Origin of the sequence: Streptomyces sp. NBC_00988 (assembly GCF_045162645.1) — a bacterium.
GTDB lineage: Bacteria > Actinomycetota > Actinomycetes > Streptomycetales > Streptomycetaceae > Streptomyces.
This window is the reverse complement of the sequence record NZ_CP108730.1, coordinates 7,735,852-7,751,532: the sequence shown is the minus strand read 5'-3', so window position 1 is coordinate 7,751,532 and position 15,681 is coordinate 7,735,852. Positions and strand designations below refer to the sequence as shown.

The following is a 15,681-nucleotide window of genomic DNA, read 5'->3' as shown; positions in this document are numbered from 1 at the left end:
CCGTCCGACCCAATGCCGGTTCTAGTACCAGCTGTTCGCCTGCCAGAAGGACCAGGCCTCGCACGGGCTGCCGTAGCGGCTGTCCATGTAGTTGAGGCCCCACTTGATCTGGGTGGCCGGGTTCGTCTGCCAGTCCGAACCGACCGAGGACATCTTGGAACCGGGCAGGGCCTGGAAGAGGCCGTAGGCGCCGGAAGAGGCGTTGACCGCGCGGTAGTTCCAGCTGGACTCGTGGTCCACGATGTTGCTGAAGCACTGGTACTGGCCGCTGGGCACCATGGAGGCGGCCATCGACTGGATCTGCGCGACCGTGTAGGAGCTCTGCACGGGGAAGCTCGACGAGGAGCTGCTCGCCTTGGCGGCTGCGGCCTTCGCCTCTGCCTTCTCCTTGGCTGCCTTCTCGGCCTTCTCCGCGGCCGCCTTCTTGGCGACGGCGGTCTTGGCGGCGGCCAGGCGGGCCGACTCCTCCGCGTCCTTCTTGGCGCTCGCGTCGGCCTGGATCGCCTGGGCGTCGGCCTGCTGCGTCAAGGAGGCGGTCTGTACCTGGGCCTGCTGGCCCGTGGGGATGTCCGCCAGGAGCGTGGTGTCGGCTGCCGTCGTCTCGGCGTCATTGTTCTGCGCCTGTGCGACGCTGCCCGAGGCAACGCCTACGACGCTTCCGACGGCGGTGACCGCGGTGGCCGAAGCCACTGCGAATCCCCGGACCGAAATCCGGCTCACACGGTGTCCTTCCAGCATCGTCCGCTTCGGTGACCCTGGCGGACGCAATCGTGCCCCTGAACGCTGGCCTCCCAACTACGGGGTCACGGGAGGCACGGGCCCGGTGGGCAACTCCCGCTCGGGGAGCGCCGCGTGAAGAGCGGGCGGCATACGACTTCGCTGTGGAGTTGGCTGTGATGCTCAAGTGGTGCGTACCGCTGGGGGTACACGTGTGTCGTATGCGGGGCCTGACAGGAATGAGACTCTGCCGTAACCGGACGCCGGGTGGCAATTCTGAGTTGCGTGTGAAAGCTCACATCCCGTTTGCCCCACGGGATTTGGAGAAACAGCAAGACGCCGAAGCGCCGCCCCGCTAAGCTCATCGGCTTTACGGAGCGGCGCCAACTGGCCGGTACTACCTCAGATTTGGCCGTCCTCCAGCATTTCGGTCACAAGCGCCGCGATCTGGGACCTCTCGGACCTCGTGAGGGTCACATGCGCGAAGAGCGGATGACCCTTCAGCTTCTCCACCACGGCGACGACACCGTCGTAGCGGCCGACCCTGAGGTTGTCCCGCTGGGCCACGTCGTGGGTGAGGACCACCCGCGAGTTGGCGCCGATCCGGGACAGGACGGTCAACAGGACGTTCCGCTCCAGGGACTGCGCCTCGTCCACGATCACGAACGCGTCGTGCAGCGATCGGCCGCGGATGTGGGTGAGGGGCAGGACTTCGAGCATCCCGCGGGCGGTGACCTCCTCGATGACCTCGCGGCTGGTGACCGCGGACAGCGTGTCGAAGACCGCCTGGGCCCAGGGGCCCATCTTGTCGGCCTCGGAGCCGGGCAGATAGCCCAGCTCCTGTCCGCCCACCGCGTACAGCGGCCGGAAGACCATCACCTTCTTGTGCTGGCCCCGCTCCAGGACCGCCTCCAGGCCCGCGCAGAGCGCGAGCGCGGACTTGCCGGTGCCGGCCCGGCCTCCCATCGACAGGATCCCGATGTCCGGGTCGAGCAGCAGATCCAGCGCGATGCGCTGTTCCGCGCTGCGGCCCTTGATGCCGAACGCCTCCCGGTCGCCGCGCACGAGGCGGACGTTGCCGTCGGCCGTGACCCGGCCGAGCGCCTTGCCGCGCTCGGACTGGATCGTGAGACCGGTGTGGACGGGGAAGTCGGCGGCTTCCGGGACGTAGACGCGGCCCTCCTCGAAGAGGATGTCCACCTGTTCGCCCGGCAGGGTCAGTTCGGACATTCCGGTCCAGCCGGAGGAGCCCGTGATGGCGAGCTCCGCGCGGTACTCCTCGGCGAGGAGTCCGACGGAGGATGCCTTGATCCTGAGCGGAAGGTCCTTCGACACGACGGTGACGTCGTACCCCTCGGCCTGCAGGTTGCGGGCGACCGCGAGGATGCGGGAGTCGTTGTCCCCCAGGCGATAGCCGCTGGGCAGCACGCTGGGGTCCGAGTGGTTGAGCTCGACCCTGACGGTGCCGCCGAGTTCCCCGATCGGGATGGGGGCGTCGAGGCGACCGTGCCGGACGCGGAACTCGTCCAGCAGGCGCAGGGCCTGCCGGGCGAAGTACCCGAGTTCGGGATGGTGCCGCTTGGCCTCCAGCTCTGTGACCACGACGATCGGCAGCACGACTTCGTGCTCCTCGAAGCGGTTCAGTGCGTTCGGGTCGGCCAGCAGAACGCTGGTGTCGATGACATAAGTGCGCCGGTCAGGCAAACGGCGCTTTGTGCTGGTCACCACGGAAGGACGTACCCCCTCGGATGAGGTCGGGGAGCGACGGAGAGGAGCTGGACCGGTCCAGGCCGCGATGCGCGGGCCGAGAACCGGCCCTCCGTCTCGCCCGTACTGACCGCACGGTCGAACTGGTGCAAAGGGCCTCCCGGGCGGACGGCCCCGTGCCGTCCGCTGAGATACGACACCCGTGGTTCGGGCGTCGACCTGCTTGGCTTATGCCCTCGAACATGCGCCGCCATGCCACGGCATATGACGGCGCCCTGGTGAACTCCTTGTTACTTACGTCCCAAGGGGGGTGGTACCGGGGTTCTGTCCGTCATTCGCCGTAGCGGCCCGATCCTTCTCCGCCACGGCCCGTCACGCGCCGTAGCGGCCTCTTCATCCGCCGTAGCGCCGGTGTCGCGCCGCGTAGTCACGCATCGCGCGCAGGAAGTCGACCTTGCGGAAGGCCGGCCAGAAGACCTCGCAGAAGTAGTACTCGGCGTGGGCCGTCTGCCAGAGCATGAATCCGGACAGCCGCTGTTCGCCGCTCGTGCGGATCACCAGATCGGGGTCGGGCTGGGCACCCGTATAGAGGTGCTTGCCGATGAGGTCGACATCCACGTGCTCGGCGAGCTCCTCCATGGAGGTGCCCTTGTCGGCGGCGTCCAGGATCATCGAGCGGACCGCGTCGGCGATCTCCTGGCGGCCGCCGTAGCCGATGGCGCAGTTGACGAGTATCCCGTCGACGTGCGCGGTGGACTCCTCCGCCTCCTTGAGGGCGGACTGCATTCCCGACGGCAGCAGGTCGAGGGTGCCGACGTGGTGCACGCGCCAGCGGCCGTCCGCGGCGAGCGAACTGACGACGTTCTCGATGATGCCGAGCAGCGGGCCGAGTTCTTCCTGGGGGCGGTCGAAGTTGTCCGTCGACAGCAGCCAGAGCGTCACGACCTCGACGTCCGTCTCGCTGCACCAGCCGAGGAACTCCTCGATCTTGTCGCCGCCGGCCTGGTGCCCCTGGACGGTGGTGGAGCCGGCCGCCTTCGCCCAGCGCCGGTTGCCGTCCATGATGACGCCGACGTGCTTGGGCACCTGAGCGTGGTCGAGATGGCCTCCCACCCTGCGTGCGTAGAACCTGACCAGCAGGCGGCGCAGGGTGTCGCGCAGGTTCACGTGTTGTCAGCCCCTCCGTGGATGGCAGTCCCCGGCGTCGAAGCCTACCCCCGCCGGAGCCCTGTTCCCCCAAGGGGTGTCTGGGCTCATCCCGGTTCGGCACGAAGGTCGGACCCGTGTCGGACGCGAGTCACCCCCGGTTCGTCCTGGGTTCGTCGGCCGGTCCGTCGCCGGCGGGCGCGAGGGCCGTCGCCGCGGGCACAAAAAAATCGGGCCGGTCCGTGGGGGGGATACGGACCGGCCCGAGGGGGGGTTTCCACCATAACCCTTCGTAAGTGATGCTGCGTGCATCGGCGTGCCACAACTACTCTCCGAAACCGGCCGACGACGCGTCAAGGGGTGTGGAACCCCTGATTCCGGCCCTGATCATGGCCGATTCACAGCGGATTCCAAGGAGAACGTGGAGGTTTTCCGCCGACCCCCGGCATGTCGCTCTCAGGGGTGACGCCGTCAGCGAACGTCCGCTTGACGGGGCAGGGCACCGCGCGGCCCCCTCCACCGCACGGTGCCGACCGCGAGGCTTTGCTCACGCGAATTACCTTGGTCTGAACTTACGTGAGGCGGCGGGTGGGATGCGAGTCGATCTCGATAACGATGTGGAAAACCCGTGTACGTATGGGGAACGTGAGGTGACGTGGTCCCGGCCGGGCGTGGCGGCGCCCGCTTCCCGGCCACGCCGAGCGAGCCCGGCACGTGGTGAGGAGAGATGGGACGGCGCTGACACCCGTACGGCGACAAGCGCGGGACTACGGCCACGCGGGCGCGCGGGATTTCGCCAAATGGCGCGCGGCGCCGGGAGACCGGGCGGTCACGCGTGCGGCTTGCGGATGTCGAAGAGGTGGCGGGTGCTGTGGGTCACGAACGGGCCCTCGGCCTCGATCCACTCGTGCAGGGCGCGGAGTTGGGGCTCGTAGGCCTCGATCGTGAAGTCGGGGACCATCCAGATCACCTTGCGGAGGAAGTGGACGACGGCCGCGATGTCGTAGAACTCCATGCGCAGCCGCTCGGCGCGGAGTTCGACGATCTCCAGCCCTGCCGCCTCGGCGCCGGCCCGCTCGTGTTCGGGGTCGCGGGCGCCGCTCACGGACTCCGGCTGGGGGCCGAGGAAGTGCTCGACGAGGTCGAAGGCGCTGCGGGGGCCGACGTGCTGGGCGAAGTACGTGCCGCCGGGGCGCAGGACGCGGGCGATCTCCGGCCAGTGGGCGCGGACCGGGTGGCGGCTCAGGACGAGGTCGAAGGCGCCGTCGGCGAAGGGCAGCGGGGCGTCCTCGGGCGCGGCGACCACCACGACACCGCGTGAGCGGAGCAGTTCGGTGGCCTTGGCGACGTTCGGCGGCCAGCCCTCGGTGGCGGCGACGAGCATCGGCGGCTGCGCGGCGGCCCGGCTCAGGGCGAAGTCGAAGACCTCCCCTCCCCCGGTCTGGACGTCCAGGGCGGTGGTCGCGCGGGAGAGCCGGTCACCGGCGGACCGCGCGTACCCCCACGAGGGGCGCGCCTCGGTGGCCCGGCCCTCGAACCAGGAGAAGTCCCAGCCCTCGGTGGGGACGGCGAGGCCTTCCACGACGAGGTCCTCGAAGCTGCCCGTACTGCTCGTGCTGCTCCCGCTGTTGTCCATGGGGCGATGGTCGCAGGGCGTTGTCAGTGGGCGCTGCTAATTTCGAAGCATGGCCGAGGAGGGGGACGAGGACATGGACAACGGCGATACGGGGCTGCCGTACCACGGCGACGAGAAGGCGATGCTGCACGCGAGCCTGGACCGGGTCCGGGACGCGGTGCTGTGGAAGCTGGACGGGCTGGACGAGGAGCAGGCCAGACGCCCGATGACACCCTCGGGCACGAGCCTGCTCGGGCTGGTGAAGCATCTGGCGTCGGTGGAGTACGGCTATTTCGTGGAGAGCTACGGCCGCGAGGTGGAGCCGCTGTGGTTCGACGCGTACAAGGGCGAGGACATGGCCGCGGGCCCGGACGAGACGACGGAACAGATCGTCGCCTTCTACGGCCGTGCCCGCGCCGCCGCCGACCGCACGATCGCGGAGCTGCCGCTGGACGCGGTCGGCCGGCCGCCGTGGCGCAAGCACTCCGTGTCCCTGCGCTGGGTGCTGGTCCAGCTGATCGAGGAGACGGCGAGACACGCGGGGCACATGGACATCGTGCGGGAGTTGATCGACGGGGCGGCCGGGGATCATCGGCCGGCGGAGGCGTAGTTCCGGGGTCGACGGAGGCGTAGCTCCGGGGTCGGGGGACGAGGGCCGAGGTTCAGGGACCGAGGTTCGATGTTCAGAGGACGAGCGTCGATGCTCAGGGGACGAGCGCCCTGACCTCCTCCGCCGCGAAGCGTACGAAGCCCTCCGGGTCGGGTTCGTCGCCGGTGGGCTGGAGGATCACCGTGTCGGCGCCGGCCTCCGCGAGGCGCTGGACTGCCTTCGCGACGGTGCCCGCGTCGCCGGCGACACCGAGGTCGGGGACCGACTCCACGCCCTCGTCGGCGAGTTCGGCGCGCAGGCGGGCGGCGGCGTCGGGACCGGTGGCGGTGAGGAGATAGACGACGACCTTGTGCGGCTCGGTGCGGCCGGCCGACTCCCGCCCCTCGTCGATGAGTTGACGGGCCCGGCGGACGCCGTCCGGTGGGGTGCTCGCGGTGAGGATCGTGCCGTCGGCGGCGGCGCCGGAGAGGCGGAGGGTGCGCGGTCCGGTGGCTCCGGCGAGGATCTCGACGGGGCCGGCCGGCGGCCAGTCGAGGACAACGTCGTCGAGCTTGACGTACCGCCCGTCGGTCGTGAGGCGCTCCCCGCGCAACAGGGCGCGCAGCGCGTCGAGATGCTCGCGCAGCAGGGTCACCGGGGACTCGACACGTGCCCCGACCTGGCCCATCCAGTCCTGCACGCCGTGCCCGACGCCGAGGATCGCGCGCCCCGGGAACAGCCGGTCCAGCGTGGCGACCTCCATCGCGGTGATGGCGACGTTCCGCAACGGCACCGGCAACAGGCCGACGCCGACGCGTACGTGCTCGCTCCACGCGAGCGCGGCGGCGGCCGCCGAGATCCCGCCCTCCCGGAAGCAGTCCTCCCACAGCCAGAGCTCTTCGAGCCCCGAGGCGTCGGCCAGTCGGACCACCGCCCGCAGTCGCTCGGGGGGAAGTTGGGGACGGAACACAGCGCCGAGTCCGGTCATGGGTTCTTCCTACCTGGGGAGAGTGCCGCAGACAACAGCTTTACGAGTGACTGGAGTTAAGGTCGGCGCGCTCGTAGCGCAGGAGGACGACCCCGTTGCCGAAGGTGCGGGACTCGGTGAGGCGGAGCGGGGTGCGGGTGTCGGAGACGGGGAACATCGGCTTGCCGCGGCCGAGGACGATCGGGTTGACGTACACCTTGATCTCGTCGACGAGGCCGAGGCGGAGGAAGGTCGCGGCGAGGTCGGCGCCGCCGAGGCCCAGGTCGCCGCCGGGCTGTTCCTTGAGGGCCAGCACCTCCTCGGGGACGACCTCGGGCACGATGGTCGTGTTCCAGTCGGCGGGGCCGCTGGGCAGGGTGCGCGAGTACACGATCTTCGGCATGTCCCGCCAGATGCGGGCGAACTCGGCGATGGCGGCGGGGGCGTCGGGGTCCGCGTCGGCGGTGGGCCAGTAGTCCGCCATCAGTTCGTGGGTGACGCGGCCGTCGACGAAGGCGCCCATGTGTTTGAGGGTGTCGTTCATGTGCTGGTGGAGTTCCTCGTCGACCATGTGCCAGTCGATGTCGCGGTCGGGGCCCTCCATGTAGCCGTCGAGGGACACGGACATCATCAGGCTGATCTTCCGCATGGGCGCACCGCCTCGTTCGTGGTCGGCCCCGCTCGGCGCCGGGTCCACCACCGTCTCACGCGACCGCGAACGCCCCCAGCATCAACCCGGTGAACGCTCCCCCGAGCATGAACGGCCCCAACGGGATCGCCGTCTTACGGCCCGCACGGCGCAGGGCGACCATGCCGAGGCCGTAGACCGCGCCGTACAGCACCCCCGCGAAGGCGCCCGTGACGAGCACCGGCCAGCCGTACCAGCCGAGGGCGGTGCCGAGGGCGAGGGCGAGTTTCACGTCGCCGAAGCCCATGCCGGAGGGGTTGAGGAGGTACAGCACCAAGTACGTGGCGCCGAGGGCGAGTCCGCCGTAGAGGGCCGTGAGCCAGGAACCGGCATCGGCGGGGAGTGCGACCGCGATGCCGAGGAGGGCGAGGGTGGCCGCGGCGAGCGGGAGGGTCAGGATGTCGGGGAGGCGGTGGACCCGGAGGTCGACCAGCGCGAGGAGGACGGCGACGGGGGCGGCGAGCAGCCAGACGACGAGTTCGGGGCGGGGGCCGGTGGCCGCGGCGAGGGCCGCGCAGATGAGGGCGGTCACGGTGGATACGGCGGGGGTTCGGGGGCCGTAGGGACCGCAGGCGGTGGTGCCGGGCCGCGGGCCGCTGGTGTCGGTGGTGCAGCGGGCCCGGCCGAGCCAGCCGTCGAGCGGGCCCGTGATCGGGTGGCCGTCGGGGCACTGCCCCTTCCAGGGTTCCTCGGGGTCCACGGAGAGGCGGTGGGCGGCGCGGGGCAGCAGGAGGCCCGACCACGCGCCCCACAGGGCACCCACGACGATCAGAATCAGGCGCACGCGGGGACGATATCGAGTGGGCGGCGGTCGGGGCATGGGTCCGTGGGCCCATGTGGGGCCTACTCCCTGGTGGATACGGTCGGTTGACTCGGTTCACACCGGTTCCGAGGTGGCGCAGGAAGGTGGCCTGGCATGGGACGACGCTGGAGTGACGGTCGGGGGAAGCTGATCGTGCCGGGGGCGGCGGGGGCGGTCGCCGTCCCGCTGGAGCTGGCGACCTCGTACCGGGCGCGCACGAAGGGGCTGCTCGGCCGGGACGCGATCGACGGCGCGATGCTGCTCTCACCGGCGAGCAGCGTGCACACGTTCCGGATGCGTTTCCCGATCGATGTGGCTTACCTGGACCGGGACTTGAAGGTCATCGCCGTCCACACGATGAAGCCGGGGCGACTGGGGCTGCCACGGTTGCGGTCCCGGCATGTGCTGGAGGCGGGGGCGGGGGTCATGGCGGGGTGGGGGGTGGAGGCGGGGGTTCGGGTGTCGGTGGAGACGGGGTAGGCGGGGTAGGTGAGGTAGGCGGGTAGGCGGCTTCCTGCGCTCCCGCGTTCCCGGGTCCCGCGTTCCCGGTCCGAGGGGTCATCGGTCCTCCGGCGGCAGCTTCCCCTCGGCGGCCAGCCGGGCTAGGGCCTCGCGGCTGCGGGGCACGGTGCCGTGCCAGTTCAGCATCGCCACGGCACGGTCGGGAACGAACCCGAACCGGGCGTACCGCTCGGCCAGTTCCATCGCCCACGGGGTGACGAGGGTGTCGTCGTCGACGCACATGCCGAGCCAGGTGAAGACCTCGCCGGCGATCCAGCCGCTGATCCACGTCACCCAGCGCCGGACGAAGCGCGCGGCCTCCTCGCTGTCCGGGTCCTCGGGTACGCCGGGGATGTTGAGCAGGGCGCACTCGCGGGTCGCCTCGGTCATCCGTTCCTGGGTGACGAGGCGGGCATACGGCATCAACTCCCGCATGACCTGCCGGACTTCGAGCCAGGCGGGCGGTTCCTCGTCCTCGTCCTCATAGCTGTGCCAGGAGGGGGCGGGGACCGGGTCGGGTTCGGGGGCTGTGGGTGCGCAGGCCTCAAGGATCGCGCGGGCGCGGGCGATGTTGTCGGCGGATTCCGGGAGTTCGGCGGGCCATTGGAAGCCGGCGGCCCAGCTGTAGGGGAGGTCGCGTAGGGCGGGGGGGGCAGCAAGTGGTGCTCGTCCTGGGCCGGTTGGTGTGCGCGGGCCTCGTGGCCAGGGCGGGTCACCAGGGGATACTCCGCAGGCGGCGGTCCCACCACCAGCGTTCGGTCTCCGTGTGGTCGCCGGGCTCCGTGCGGTCCCGGAACTCGTCGTCCAGACGGGCCAGCGCTGTACGCAGACCCTCGGCATGCTCGGCGTCGACCTCGGCCGTCAGCCGCGTCAGGTCGTCCCGGGCCCGGAGGTCACGCTGGAAAAGGTCCTCACGGTAACGCCCCGAAGGACTCCACCCGGTGGTCAGACGGCGTACGAGCCGTTCCCATACACGCAGGCAGAAGTGGACGCGGCCCTCCACGCTTGCCGTCGTCCCCGTCGGATACGTGGCCAGGAAGGCGTCGGCGACGGGGGTCTCGATGCGCTCACCGTCGAGCACTTCGGGGAGGTTCTCCACTCTGGCCCGCGGAAGGTCGCGCACGTACTCCTCCACCGCGTCCACCCGGTACGTCGTGTCCTCGTCGGAGTCGATCGCCTCCAGGCGGCATCGCACGGCCCGTCCGTCCGGCACCGCGACCCAGTAGGCGCTGTCCAGGACGAGGTCCGACGAGGGGTAGAGAACCGAGGTCGCCGTTCCGACCGCGACCCCGTGTGCGAGCCCCGCCTCCGTGCGGGCACCCGCCGTCCCGTCCTCGACGTAGAGGTCGAGTTCCAGCGCCAGGTCACCGGGCGGCAACACACGGTAGGTGCACAGGACGGGTGCGTCCCAACGCCGAGCTTCCTGGTCCCCGTCCGTATCGGCGACATCGACGGCTGCCACCGCTACGCCCAGCAGATCCGCCAGCGCCCTCCGCAGGATCGTCGGCTCGACCTCCATGACGGTGAAGAGATTCGCGATCACTTGTACGTCCCGTCGTACACCTGCTTCGCCTTCGCCACCTTTTCGGGGTTGTTGACGAACTTGGGGTCACGCTGCAGTTGCTGCGACTTGCTGAGGTCGCCCTTGTTCCGGACGATCTCCTTCAGCGCAGCGTATTCAATGCGGTCCATGTCGACCAGGCCGGGGCCGGAGACCGGGAAGACCGTTCCATTGTCCTCGACCCGGTACTTGCGACCGTTGATCTCGTACGTGTTCCCGTCGGGCGACAGCGTGGCACGGTTCTTCGCTATGCCCTCGATGTCCGCGCGGACCAGATCCTCGTTTCCCCGGAGGATCACTGTGTTCGCTTCCTTGACCTGACCACTTCCGGCTCCGCCGATGGTGTGCCGCTTGTTGGGGAACCTCAGTGTCTTCCCGCGCGCCGGCCCGGAGACGTCGTCCCCCGCCTCCCACCGGTCCGCCGCCTTGTCGGCCTCGTCCGCCTGCTTGCGGGCGTCCTCCGCCTCCTTCTTGGCGTCCTCGTCGCAACCGTCCTCGGCGAGGACGACGTACGGGGAGCCGCCGGCGGCGAGGACGGTGGTGCCCGCGCCGGAGGAACCGGTGAGGGTGCCGGGCGTATCGGGGCCATTGCCGTCGTACGGGATCCGGCGACTCGGCGCGCCGATCGTGCAGCCGGTCTTCTCGGCCTTCTTCTCCGCTTCCTCGGCGGCGTCGTCGGCAGCCTTGGCGGCCTTGTCGGCGCCCTCGACGTCACCGGCCTTGGCGGCCTTCTTCGCGTCCTCCGCGGCCTTGGCCGCCTTCTCCGCGAGTTCGCCGAGCTTCCCCAGCTTGCCGATCTTGCCGAGGTCGCCGACCTTCTCGACGATCTTCGCGCCGTCGTAGCCCGGGATGAAGAGGGAACCGACGTTCCAGAGGACGTGGGTGACGGCGCGGGTCTTGTCGCCGTTGTTCCAGTCCTTGGCGACGTCGTCGCCGATGAACACGTCGTAGAGGACCGTGCCACCGGTCTTGACGGAAGCACCGGCCCAGTCCCACAGGGCGCCGCCGTAGTCGCCGTCGGACCACTTCTTGCCGGCGTCCTTGGAGTTCTTCGACCAGTCGTCGCCGAGCTGTTTGCCGTAGTCGCCGATGCCCTTCAGGGTGTCCACCGGGTGGCGGACCATGTCGTAGATGCCGGTGAGGTCGCCCCAGACGCCGTCGACGAAGAGGCCTTGGCCGACTTGTTTGACCTGGTTGCCGGCGCAGCCGAAGAAGGCGCCGACGCCGGAGAAGCAGCCGTCGTCGTCTTTCTTGTCGTCCTTGCCGTCCTTGTCGTCGGCCGGGGCGGGCTTCTTGTCGTCGGTCTGGTCCGGGTCGGTGGTGGTGGTCGTGTCGGTGCCGCCGGTGGTGCCGGTGCCGCCTGAAGTCCCGCCGTTGCCATTGCCGTTGTTGTCGCGGGCGGCTGTGTCCGTGTCGCCGCCCGTCGAAGCGGGGCAGGCCATGCCGGTGACCTTGCAGATCTCCGACTGGATGCCGGTGAAGATCTGGGTACCGAGGCCACTGACCAGCAGCGCGGTGATGATCGCGGCGACGATGGCGATGAACCCGGCGTACTCGACCGCTGTCTGCCCCTCGTCCCGGCGCCAACGGATCAGCCGGGACAGGGAGAACGGCCGGCGCTCCACCCGGTCCAGTTCGGCGAGCCCGTACCACTGACGGCTTTCGGGGCGGGACAGGAAGAACAGGATGAGGATCGGGAGGAGCAGCTGCAGTCCCCCACGGGAGGAACCGGAGGCGAGGTTGACGACCCCGCCGAGGACCAACCAGCCCTGTACGGCGAGGAGTCCACGCCGGACGCGGGTCCCGCCCTCCCAACTCCGCCGGGCGAGCCACCAGCCGAGGACGCCGGGTGCGGCGGCGTACACGACGAGGGCGATCACCTGTCCGTCGAGCGCGTCGTACGCTCCGGCGGTCATCAGCAGCCCGAGCCCGCCGACGAGGGTGACGGCGAAGAGCACGTGCACCAACACCAGCGCGGTGGCGAGCGGCACGGGCATCTCCCGGCGCCCGCTCGACCCACCTTGCCCGCCCGGCACTTCCGGCACTCCTGGCACTCCTCCGATCGAGGCCATGGTGTCTCCCCCGTCCCCCGACGTCGCTCACAGCGCGACAAGACCTTGCAGAGGTTCCAGAGGTTAGGGACGGGGCGGGTGCCCGAGATGGGCCCGTGGGCCCAAATCGGTACCCAAGTCCTGGGTGGGCCTCAGCTCTCCGTGCGCGGGAAGGTCACCTCGACCCTGCGGTTCTTCTTGCGGCCGGCCTCTGTCGAGTTGTCGGCGATCGGGTACTGCTCGCCGTAGCCGCGTACCTCGAAGGTGATGTTCGGGTTGTTCAAGTCCGAGTCCAGGACTGCCTGTACGGCGTCGGCGCGCTGCTTGGAGAGGACGTCGCCGTGTGCGGACGAGCCGAGGTTGTCGGTGAAGCCGAAGACGCGGACCGTCGACGCGTTCTGCTTCTTGATCTCCTCGGCGATCGCGTCGATACGGGACTTCGCCTCGGCGCTCAGCTTGGAGCTGTCCTTGCTGAAGAGGACCTCGGCCTGGAGGGCGAAGGTCACGTCCGAGTTGGTGTCCTCACGGCGTTCCTCACCGCCCTGGTCCTCCACGACGGACTTGATGTCCAGGACCTTGGGGTCGGCGAGCGTCGCGCCTTCGGGGAGCTTCAGGTCCGGGTCGTTCGGGTCGACCTTCACCGGAGCGGAGGCCGAGGCCTCGGTGCCCGGTGGGACGCTCGGGCTCGGGGTGTCGTCGGCGTGCGCCGCCACCGCGCCGACGATGTTCGCGGCGACCATGATCGTGGCGGCGGTCACGACCAGGGCGAGACGGGGAGTGGTGGTCACGGCCGCCTCATCCGGAGATCTTGATCGTGGCGACCGCGAACGTCGGCAGCTCGAAGGAGACCTCGGTCGTGGTCGTCGGCGGTGCCGGGAACTGCATGAAGACGGCCAGGTCGTCGCCCGACCGGATGGTCGAGAAGCCCGTGGTCGTCAGCGGACGGCCGTCCGTGTCGCGCAGTACGTAGTAGCGCTTCTTGCCTTTGGAGTCCACGAGCGTGGCGCCGCCCAACGACCTGCCGTTCCTGATGATCTCGGTCTCGTTGCCGCTCAACGCTGAAGGGACCGCGATGCTGTTGGCACCGTCGTTCTTGAGACTGCCGTTCACCGTGATGAAGCCGCCCGAGTCCCGAGTGGCGGAAGTGATGTCCAGGACCAGGCCGTTCGAGCCTTTCAACTCGGCCAGGGGCTCGTCCGACTGCCCCTCTTGAGCGCTCGGATCGGATCCGCTGCTCTTGGAGGCCGACGCCGGAGTGTCCGGCTTCTTGTCGTCGCCGCCACTCCCACAGCCGGCCACGCCGAAGGCCAGACCGGCCGCGACAGCCAGTGCGACCGTCCCCCTGCGGGCCGTCGAAGTGAACCGAATGCTCATGACTCTGCTTCCTTCATCACTCGTCGTTCGCTTGTCAGTCGGCCAGATGGACGTCGAAGAGGTCCTCGGGTCCCGGTAGATCGGTGAGATCCGTCGGGTCGAGGTCCCAGTCCCTGTCCTTGCAGGTGAGCTTCGGCAGCACGTCGTCTCCGGCGCCCTCGCCGGGGAGTTGGAACGTGCAGAGCGGCTCGATCACGGCGGTGGCATGAGCCTTCGAGTACGTGCTCTCCGTGCCGGGGACGATCGAATCCCCGACCGGTTTGTCCGTCTCGACGGCGACCGTGTACTCCAGGGGGAGCCCCGTCGGCGGGGAACAACTGGTCACGTGGGCGTCGTTCTGCCCCGCGAGCTCATCGGCACGCCCGCATCCGTCGACGAGTCCCGCCACGTTGCCGTCGAAGATCTCCTGCCACTTGGTCGGGTCGAGTACGTTCTCCACCCACTTGCCCGCAAGTTGGTCCCGAGTGTCCTGGGCCGCCGCGAGCGCTGCCGCGTCCGCGGCCGTCTGGGCGCCACCCCGGTTCACTGCGGCCTGGCCGACCGCGACGTAGGCGAACGCGAGAAAGAGCAGACCCGCCACCACCGTGATGTAGATGGGGAAGGCCTGCCCTGCGTCGCTGTACCTACGCGGCCGCATCAGCCGCCGGTGACCTCGCCGATCTTCGTCGTGATCGCGTCGAAGATCGACTGCCCGATGTCCGTACCCGTGATCGCCAGCACGATCGCGACCACCACGGCGATGATGCCCAGGTACTCCACCGCGGTCTGACCCTTGTCGCTGCGGGCGGCGCGGGCCTGAAGGTACGTCACGGTGGTGTTGATCCAGTTGCTCATGGTGTTCCCCTCCGAGAGACTCGATCCCGGCTTCCTCGTCGCCGGTGCCGCTTTCGACATGAGAACGGTATGCCCGAACTACAGGTACGCCAGAGGGCCCCAGGGCCCAAAATCGGGCCCAATCGGAGTCCCGGGCTTCGCACTGGGCCCGCCCGTCGCCGAACCGGGCCCACCGGCCCGGCAGTTGGGTCCACCGTCGCCGCGTCACCGGTCACCCCAGCCCTCGGGCCGAACCCGGCGCCGTACCAAGCCACTTGGCCGCGGCCTCGGAACGGCTGGTGCTGTGGAGTTTGGCGAAGATGCGGTTGATGTGGTTCTTGACGGTCTTCTCGGAGATGAAACAGGTGGCGGCGATCTGCTGGTTGGTCATGCCGGACGCGATGTGGTCCATGATCTCCGCCTCCCTCGCGCTCAGTTGGAACCGTGACCTGTCCGAGGATGACTGTCTCACAGTTGATTGCAGTTGCGAAAGGCCGTGTGGCAAATTCGGCTGAGTATGGGGCATCGAGGGGGCTGTTCCGTTTGCAGCTGCACCTAGTTGAGAGTCGTAGGAGCCCAGGCCCTCGGGCAGGGACGGGCCTGTCCGCTCCTGTCGCAGCTGCGCGAGCAGTGCGCCCGCCGCCGATGGCGTGAAATGGGCCCTGCCCTGCCTGATGTCCCGTACGGCGGCGACCAGTTCGTCCGCCGTGAACTCGCCGTGGACCAGATAACCGCCCGCCCCGCGCCGCAGCGCCTCCTGGACGATCTCCGACTCACTGCTGTACGTGAGCATCACGACCGGCGCGATCCGCACCAGGTACGGGAGCGCCGAGATGCCGTCCACGCCCGGCATGCGGACGTCCAGGAGGACCACGTCGGGGCGGTGGAAGTGGGCCGCCTCGTACGCCTCCCGGCCGTCCGCCGCCTCCGCTACGACCGTGATGTCCGCGCGGCCCGACAACAGGGCCGTCAGGCCCGCCCGGACCACCGGGTTGTCGTCGGCCACGACGACCCGGAGGGCTGAAGTCGGCGCCGGCTGCGGGAAGTTGTGGAACGGGTTCGGCGGCGGCTGGGGAGCGCCGGGGTGGGGCGTCGTCTGGTCCGGCATGGCTGCCTCCTCTCAGGTCTCTCAAGTCGTCTGTGCGGGTGG

General features: G+C 69.5%; 17 protein-coding genes. 2 read left to right on the top strand and 15 right to left on the bottom strand.

Annotated elements, in window-relative coordinates:
• Window positions 1–21: 21 nt before the first annotated feature.
• The 4 genes from OG496_RS35810 to OG496_RS35795 all read right to left on the bottom strand — a co-directional run bounded on the left by OG496_RS35810 (window position 22) and on the right by OG496_RS35795 (window position 5,206).
• Window positions 22–738 carry a lytic transglycosylase domain-containing protein gene (locus OG496_RS35810; RefSeq protein WP_405973840.1) on the bottom strand — a complete coding sequence of 239 codons (717 nt, stop codon included), beginning with the start codon at window positions 736–738 and terminating at the stop codon, window positions 22–24.
• 381 nt (window positions 739–1,119) lie between these two features.
• Window positions 1,120–2,445 (bottom strand): PhoH family protein, encoded by a 1,326-nt coding sequence (locus tag OG496_RS35805; protein ID WP_019058501.1) that lies wholly within the window; start codon window positions 2,443–2,445, stop codon window positions 1,120–1,122.
• 372 nt (window positions 2,446–2,817) lie between these two features.
• Entirely contained in the window at window positions 2,818–3,591 is a 774-nt protein-coding gene (locus tag OG496_RS35800; RefSeq protein WP_328679520.1) for an isoprenyl transferase, read from the bottom strand.
• A gap of 808 nt (window positions 3,592–4,399) precedes the next feature.
• The gene (locus tag OG496_RS35795; protein ID WP_405973839.1) at window positions 4,400–5,206 is read right to left on the bottom strand and encodes a class I SAM-dependent methyltransferase; all 807 of its coding nucleotides are present in this window, start codon (window positions 5,204–5,206) and stop codon (window positions 4,400–4,402) included.
• A gap of 49 nt (window positions 5,207–5,255) precedes the next feature.
• Between OG496_RS35795 and OG496_RS35790 the strand changes: the two genes are divergently transcribed.
• Window positions 5,256–5,795, top strand: coding sequence for a DinB family protein (locus OG496_RS35790; protein ID WP_405973838.1), 540 nt, complete (start codon window positions 5,256–5,258; stop codon window positions 5,793–5,795).
• Between the two features lie 94 nt (window positions 5,796–5,889).
• Here OG496_RS35790 and OG496_RS35785 read toward each other — a convergent pair whose 3' ends face one another.
• From OG496_RS35785 to OG496_RS35775, 3 genes are read right to left on the bottom strand one after another with little or no spacing between them, the layout of a single operon-like run.
• Window positions 5,890–6,762: an LLM class flavin-dependent oxidoreductase gene (locus OG496_RS35785; protein WP_405973837.1), complete on the bottom strand. Its 873-nt coding sequence runs from the start codon at window positions 6,760–6,762 to the stop codon at window positions 5,890–5,892.
• A 40-nt stretch (window positions 6,763–6,802) separates the two neighbouring features.
• Window positions 6,803–7,390, bottom strand: a complete 588-nt coding sequence (locus OG496_RS35780) for a dihydrofolate reductase family protein (RefSeq protein WP_405973836.1) — start codon at window positions 7,388–7,390, stop codon at window positions 6,803–6,805.
• A 55-nt stretch (window positions 7,391–7,445) separates the two neighbouring features.
• A complete protein-coding gene (locus OG496_RS35775; RefSeq protein ID WP_405973835.1) occupies window positions 7,446–8,213 on the bottom strand; it encodes a prepilin peptidase in 768 nt (255 codons plus the stop codon).
• A 132-nt stretch (window positions 8,214–8,345) separates the two neighbouring features.
• On the opposite strand from OG496_RS35775, the gene OG496_RS35770 reads away from it, so the two are divergent.
• A complete protein-coding gene (locus OG496_RS35770; RefSeq protein ID WP_405973834.1) occupies window positions 8,346–8,711 on the top strand; it encodes a DUF192 domain-containing protein in 366 nt (121 codons plus the stop codon).
• Between the two features lie 78 nt (window positions 8,712–8,789).
• Here the strand turns inward: OG496_RS35770 and OG496_RS35765 are convergent, their stop codons facing one another.
• From OG496_RS35765 to OG496_RS35730, 8 genes are all read right to left on the bottom strand, one after another.
• Window positions 8,790–9,167, bottom strand: a complete 378-nt coding sequence (locus OG496_RS35765) for a hypothetical protein (RefSeq protein ID WP_405973833.1) — start codon at window positions 9,165–9,167, stop codon at window positions 8,790–8,792.
• A 277-nt stretch (window positions 9,168–9,444) separates the two neighbouring features.
• The gene (locus tag OG496_RS35760; protein ID WP_405973832.1) at window positions 9,445–10,275 is read right to left on the bottom strand and encodes a hypothetical protein; all 831 of its coding nucleotides are present in this window, start codon (window positions 10,273–10,275) and stop codon (window positions 9,445–9,447) included.
• Complete coding sequence (locus OG496_RS35755) at window positions 10,272–12,365, bottom strand: hypothetical protein (protein ID WP_405973831.1); 2,094 nt, start codon at window positions 12,363–12,365, stop codon at window positions 10,272–10,274. The genes OG496_RS35760 and OG496_RS35755 overlap by 4 nt, the downstream gene beginning before the upstream one ends.
• 131 nt (window positions 12,366–12,496) lie before the next feature.
• Window positions 12,497–13,084: an OmpA family protein gene (locus OG496_RS35750; protein WP_399387611.1), complete on the bottom strand. Its 588-nt coding sequence runs from the start codon at window positions 13,082–13,084 to the stop codon at window positions 12,497–12,499.
• Window positions 13,085–13,139: 55 nt separating this feature from the next.
• Window positions 13,140–13,718 carry a hypothetical protein gene (locus OG496_RS35745; RefSeq protein WP_405973830.1) on the bottom strand — a complete coding sequence of 193 codons (579 nt, stop codon included), beginning with the start codon at window positions 13,716–13,718 and terminating at the stop codon, window positions 13,140–13,142.
• Between the two features lie 34 nt (window positions 13,719–13,752).
• Entirely contained in the window at window positions 13,753–14,355 is a 603-nt protein-coding gene (locus tag OG496_RS35740) for a pilus assembly protein TadG-related protein (protein WP_405973829.1), read from the bottom strand.
• Window positions 14,355–14,552 (bottom strand): hypothetical protein, encoded by a 198-nt coding sequence (locus OG496_RS35735; protein ID WP_329349594.1) that lies wholly within the window; start codon window positions 14,550–14,552, stop codon window positions 14,355–14,357. The genes OG496_RS35740 and OG496_RS35735 overlap by 1 nt, the downstream gene beginning before the upstream one ends.
• Window positions 14,553–14,763: 211 nt before the next feature.
• Window positions 14,764–15,639, bottom strand: coding sequence for a response regulator (locus OG496_RS35730; RefSeq protein ID WP_405973828.1), 876 nt, complete (start codon window positions 15,637–15,639; stop codon window positions 14,764–14,766).
• Between the last annotated feature and the right edge of the window lie 42 nt (window positions 15,640–15,681).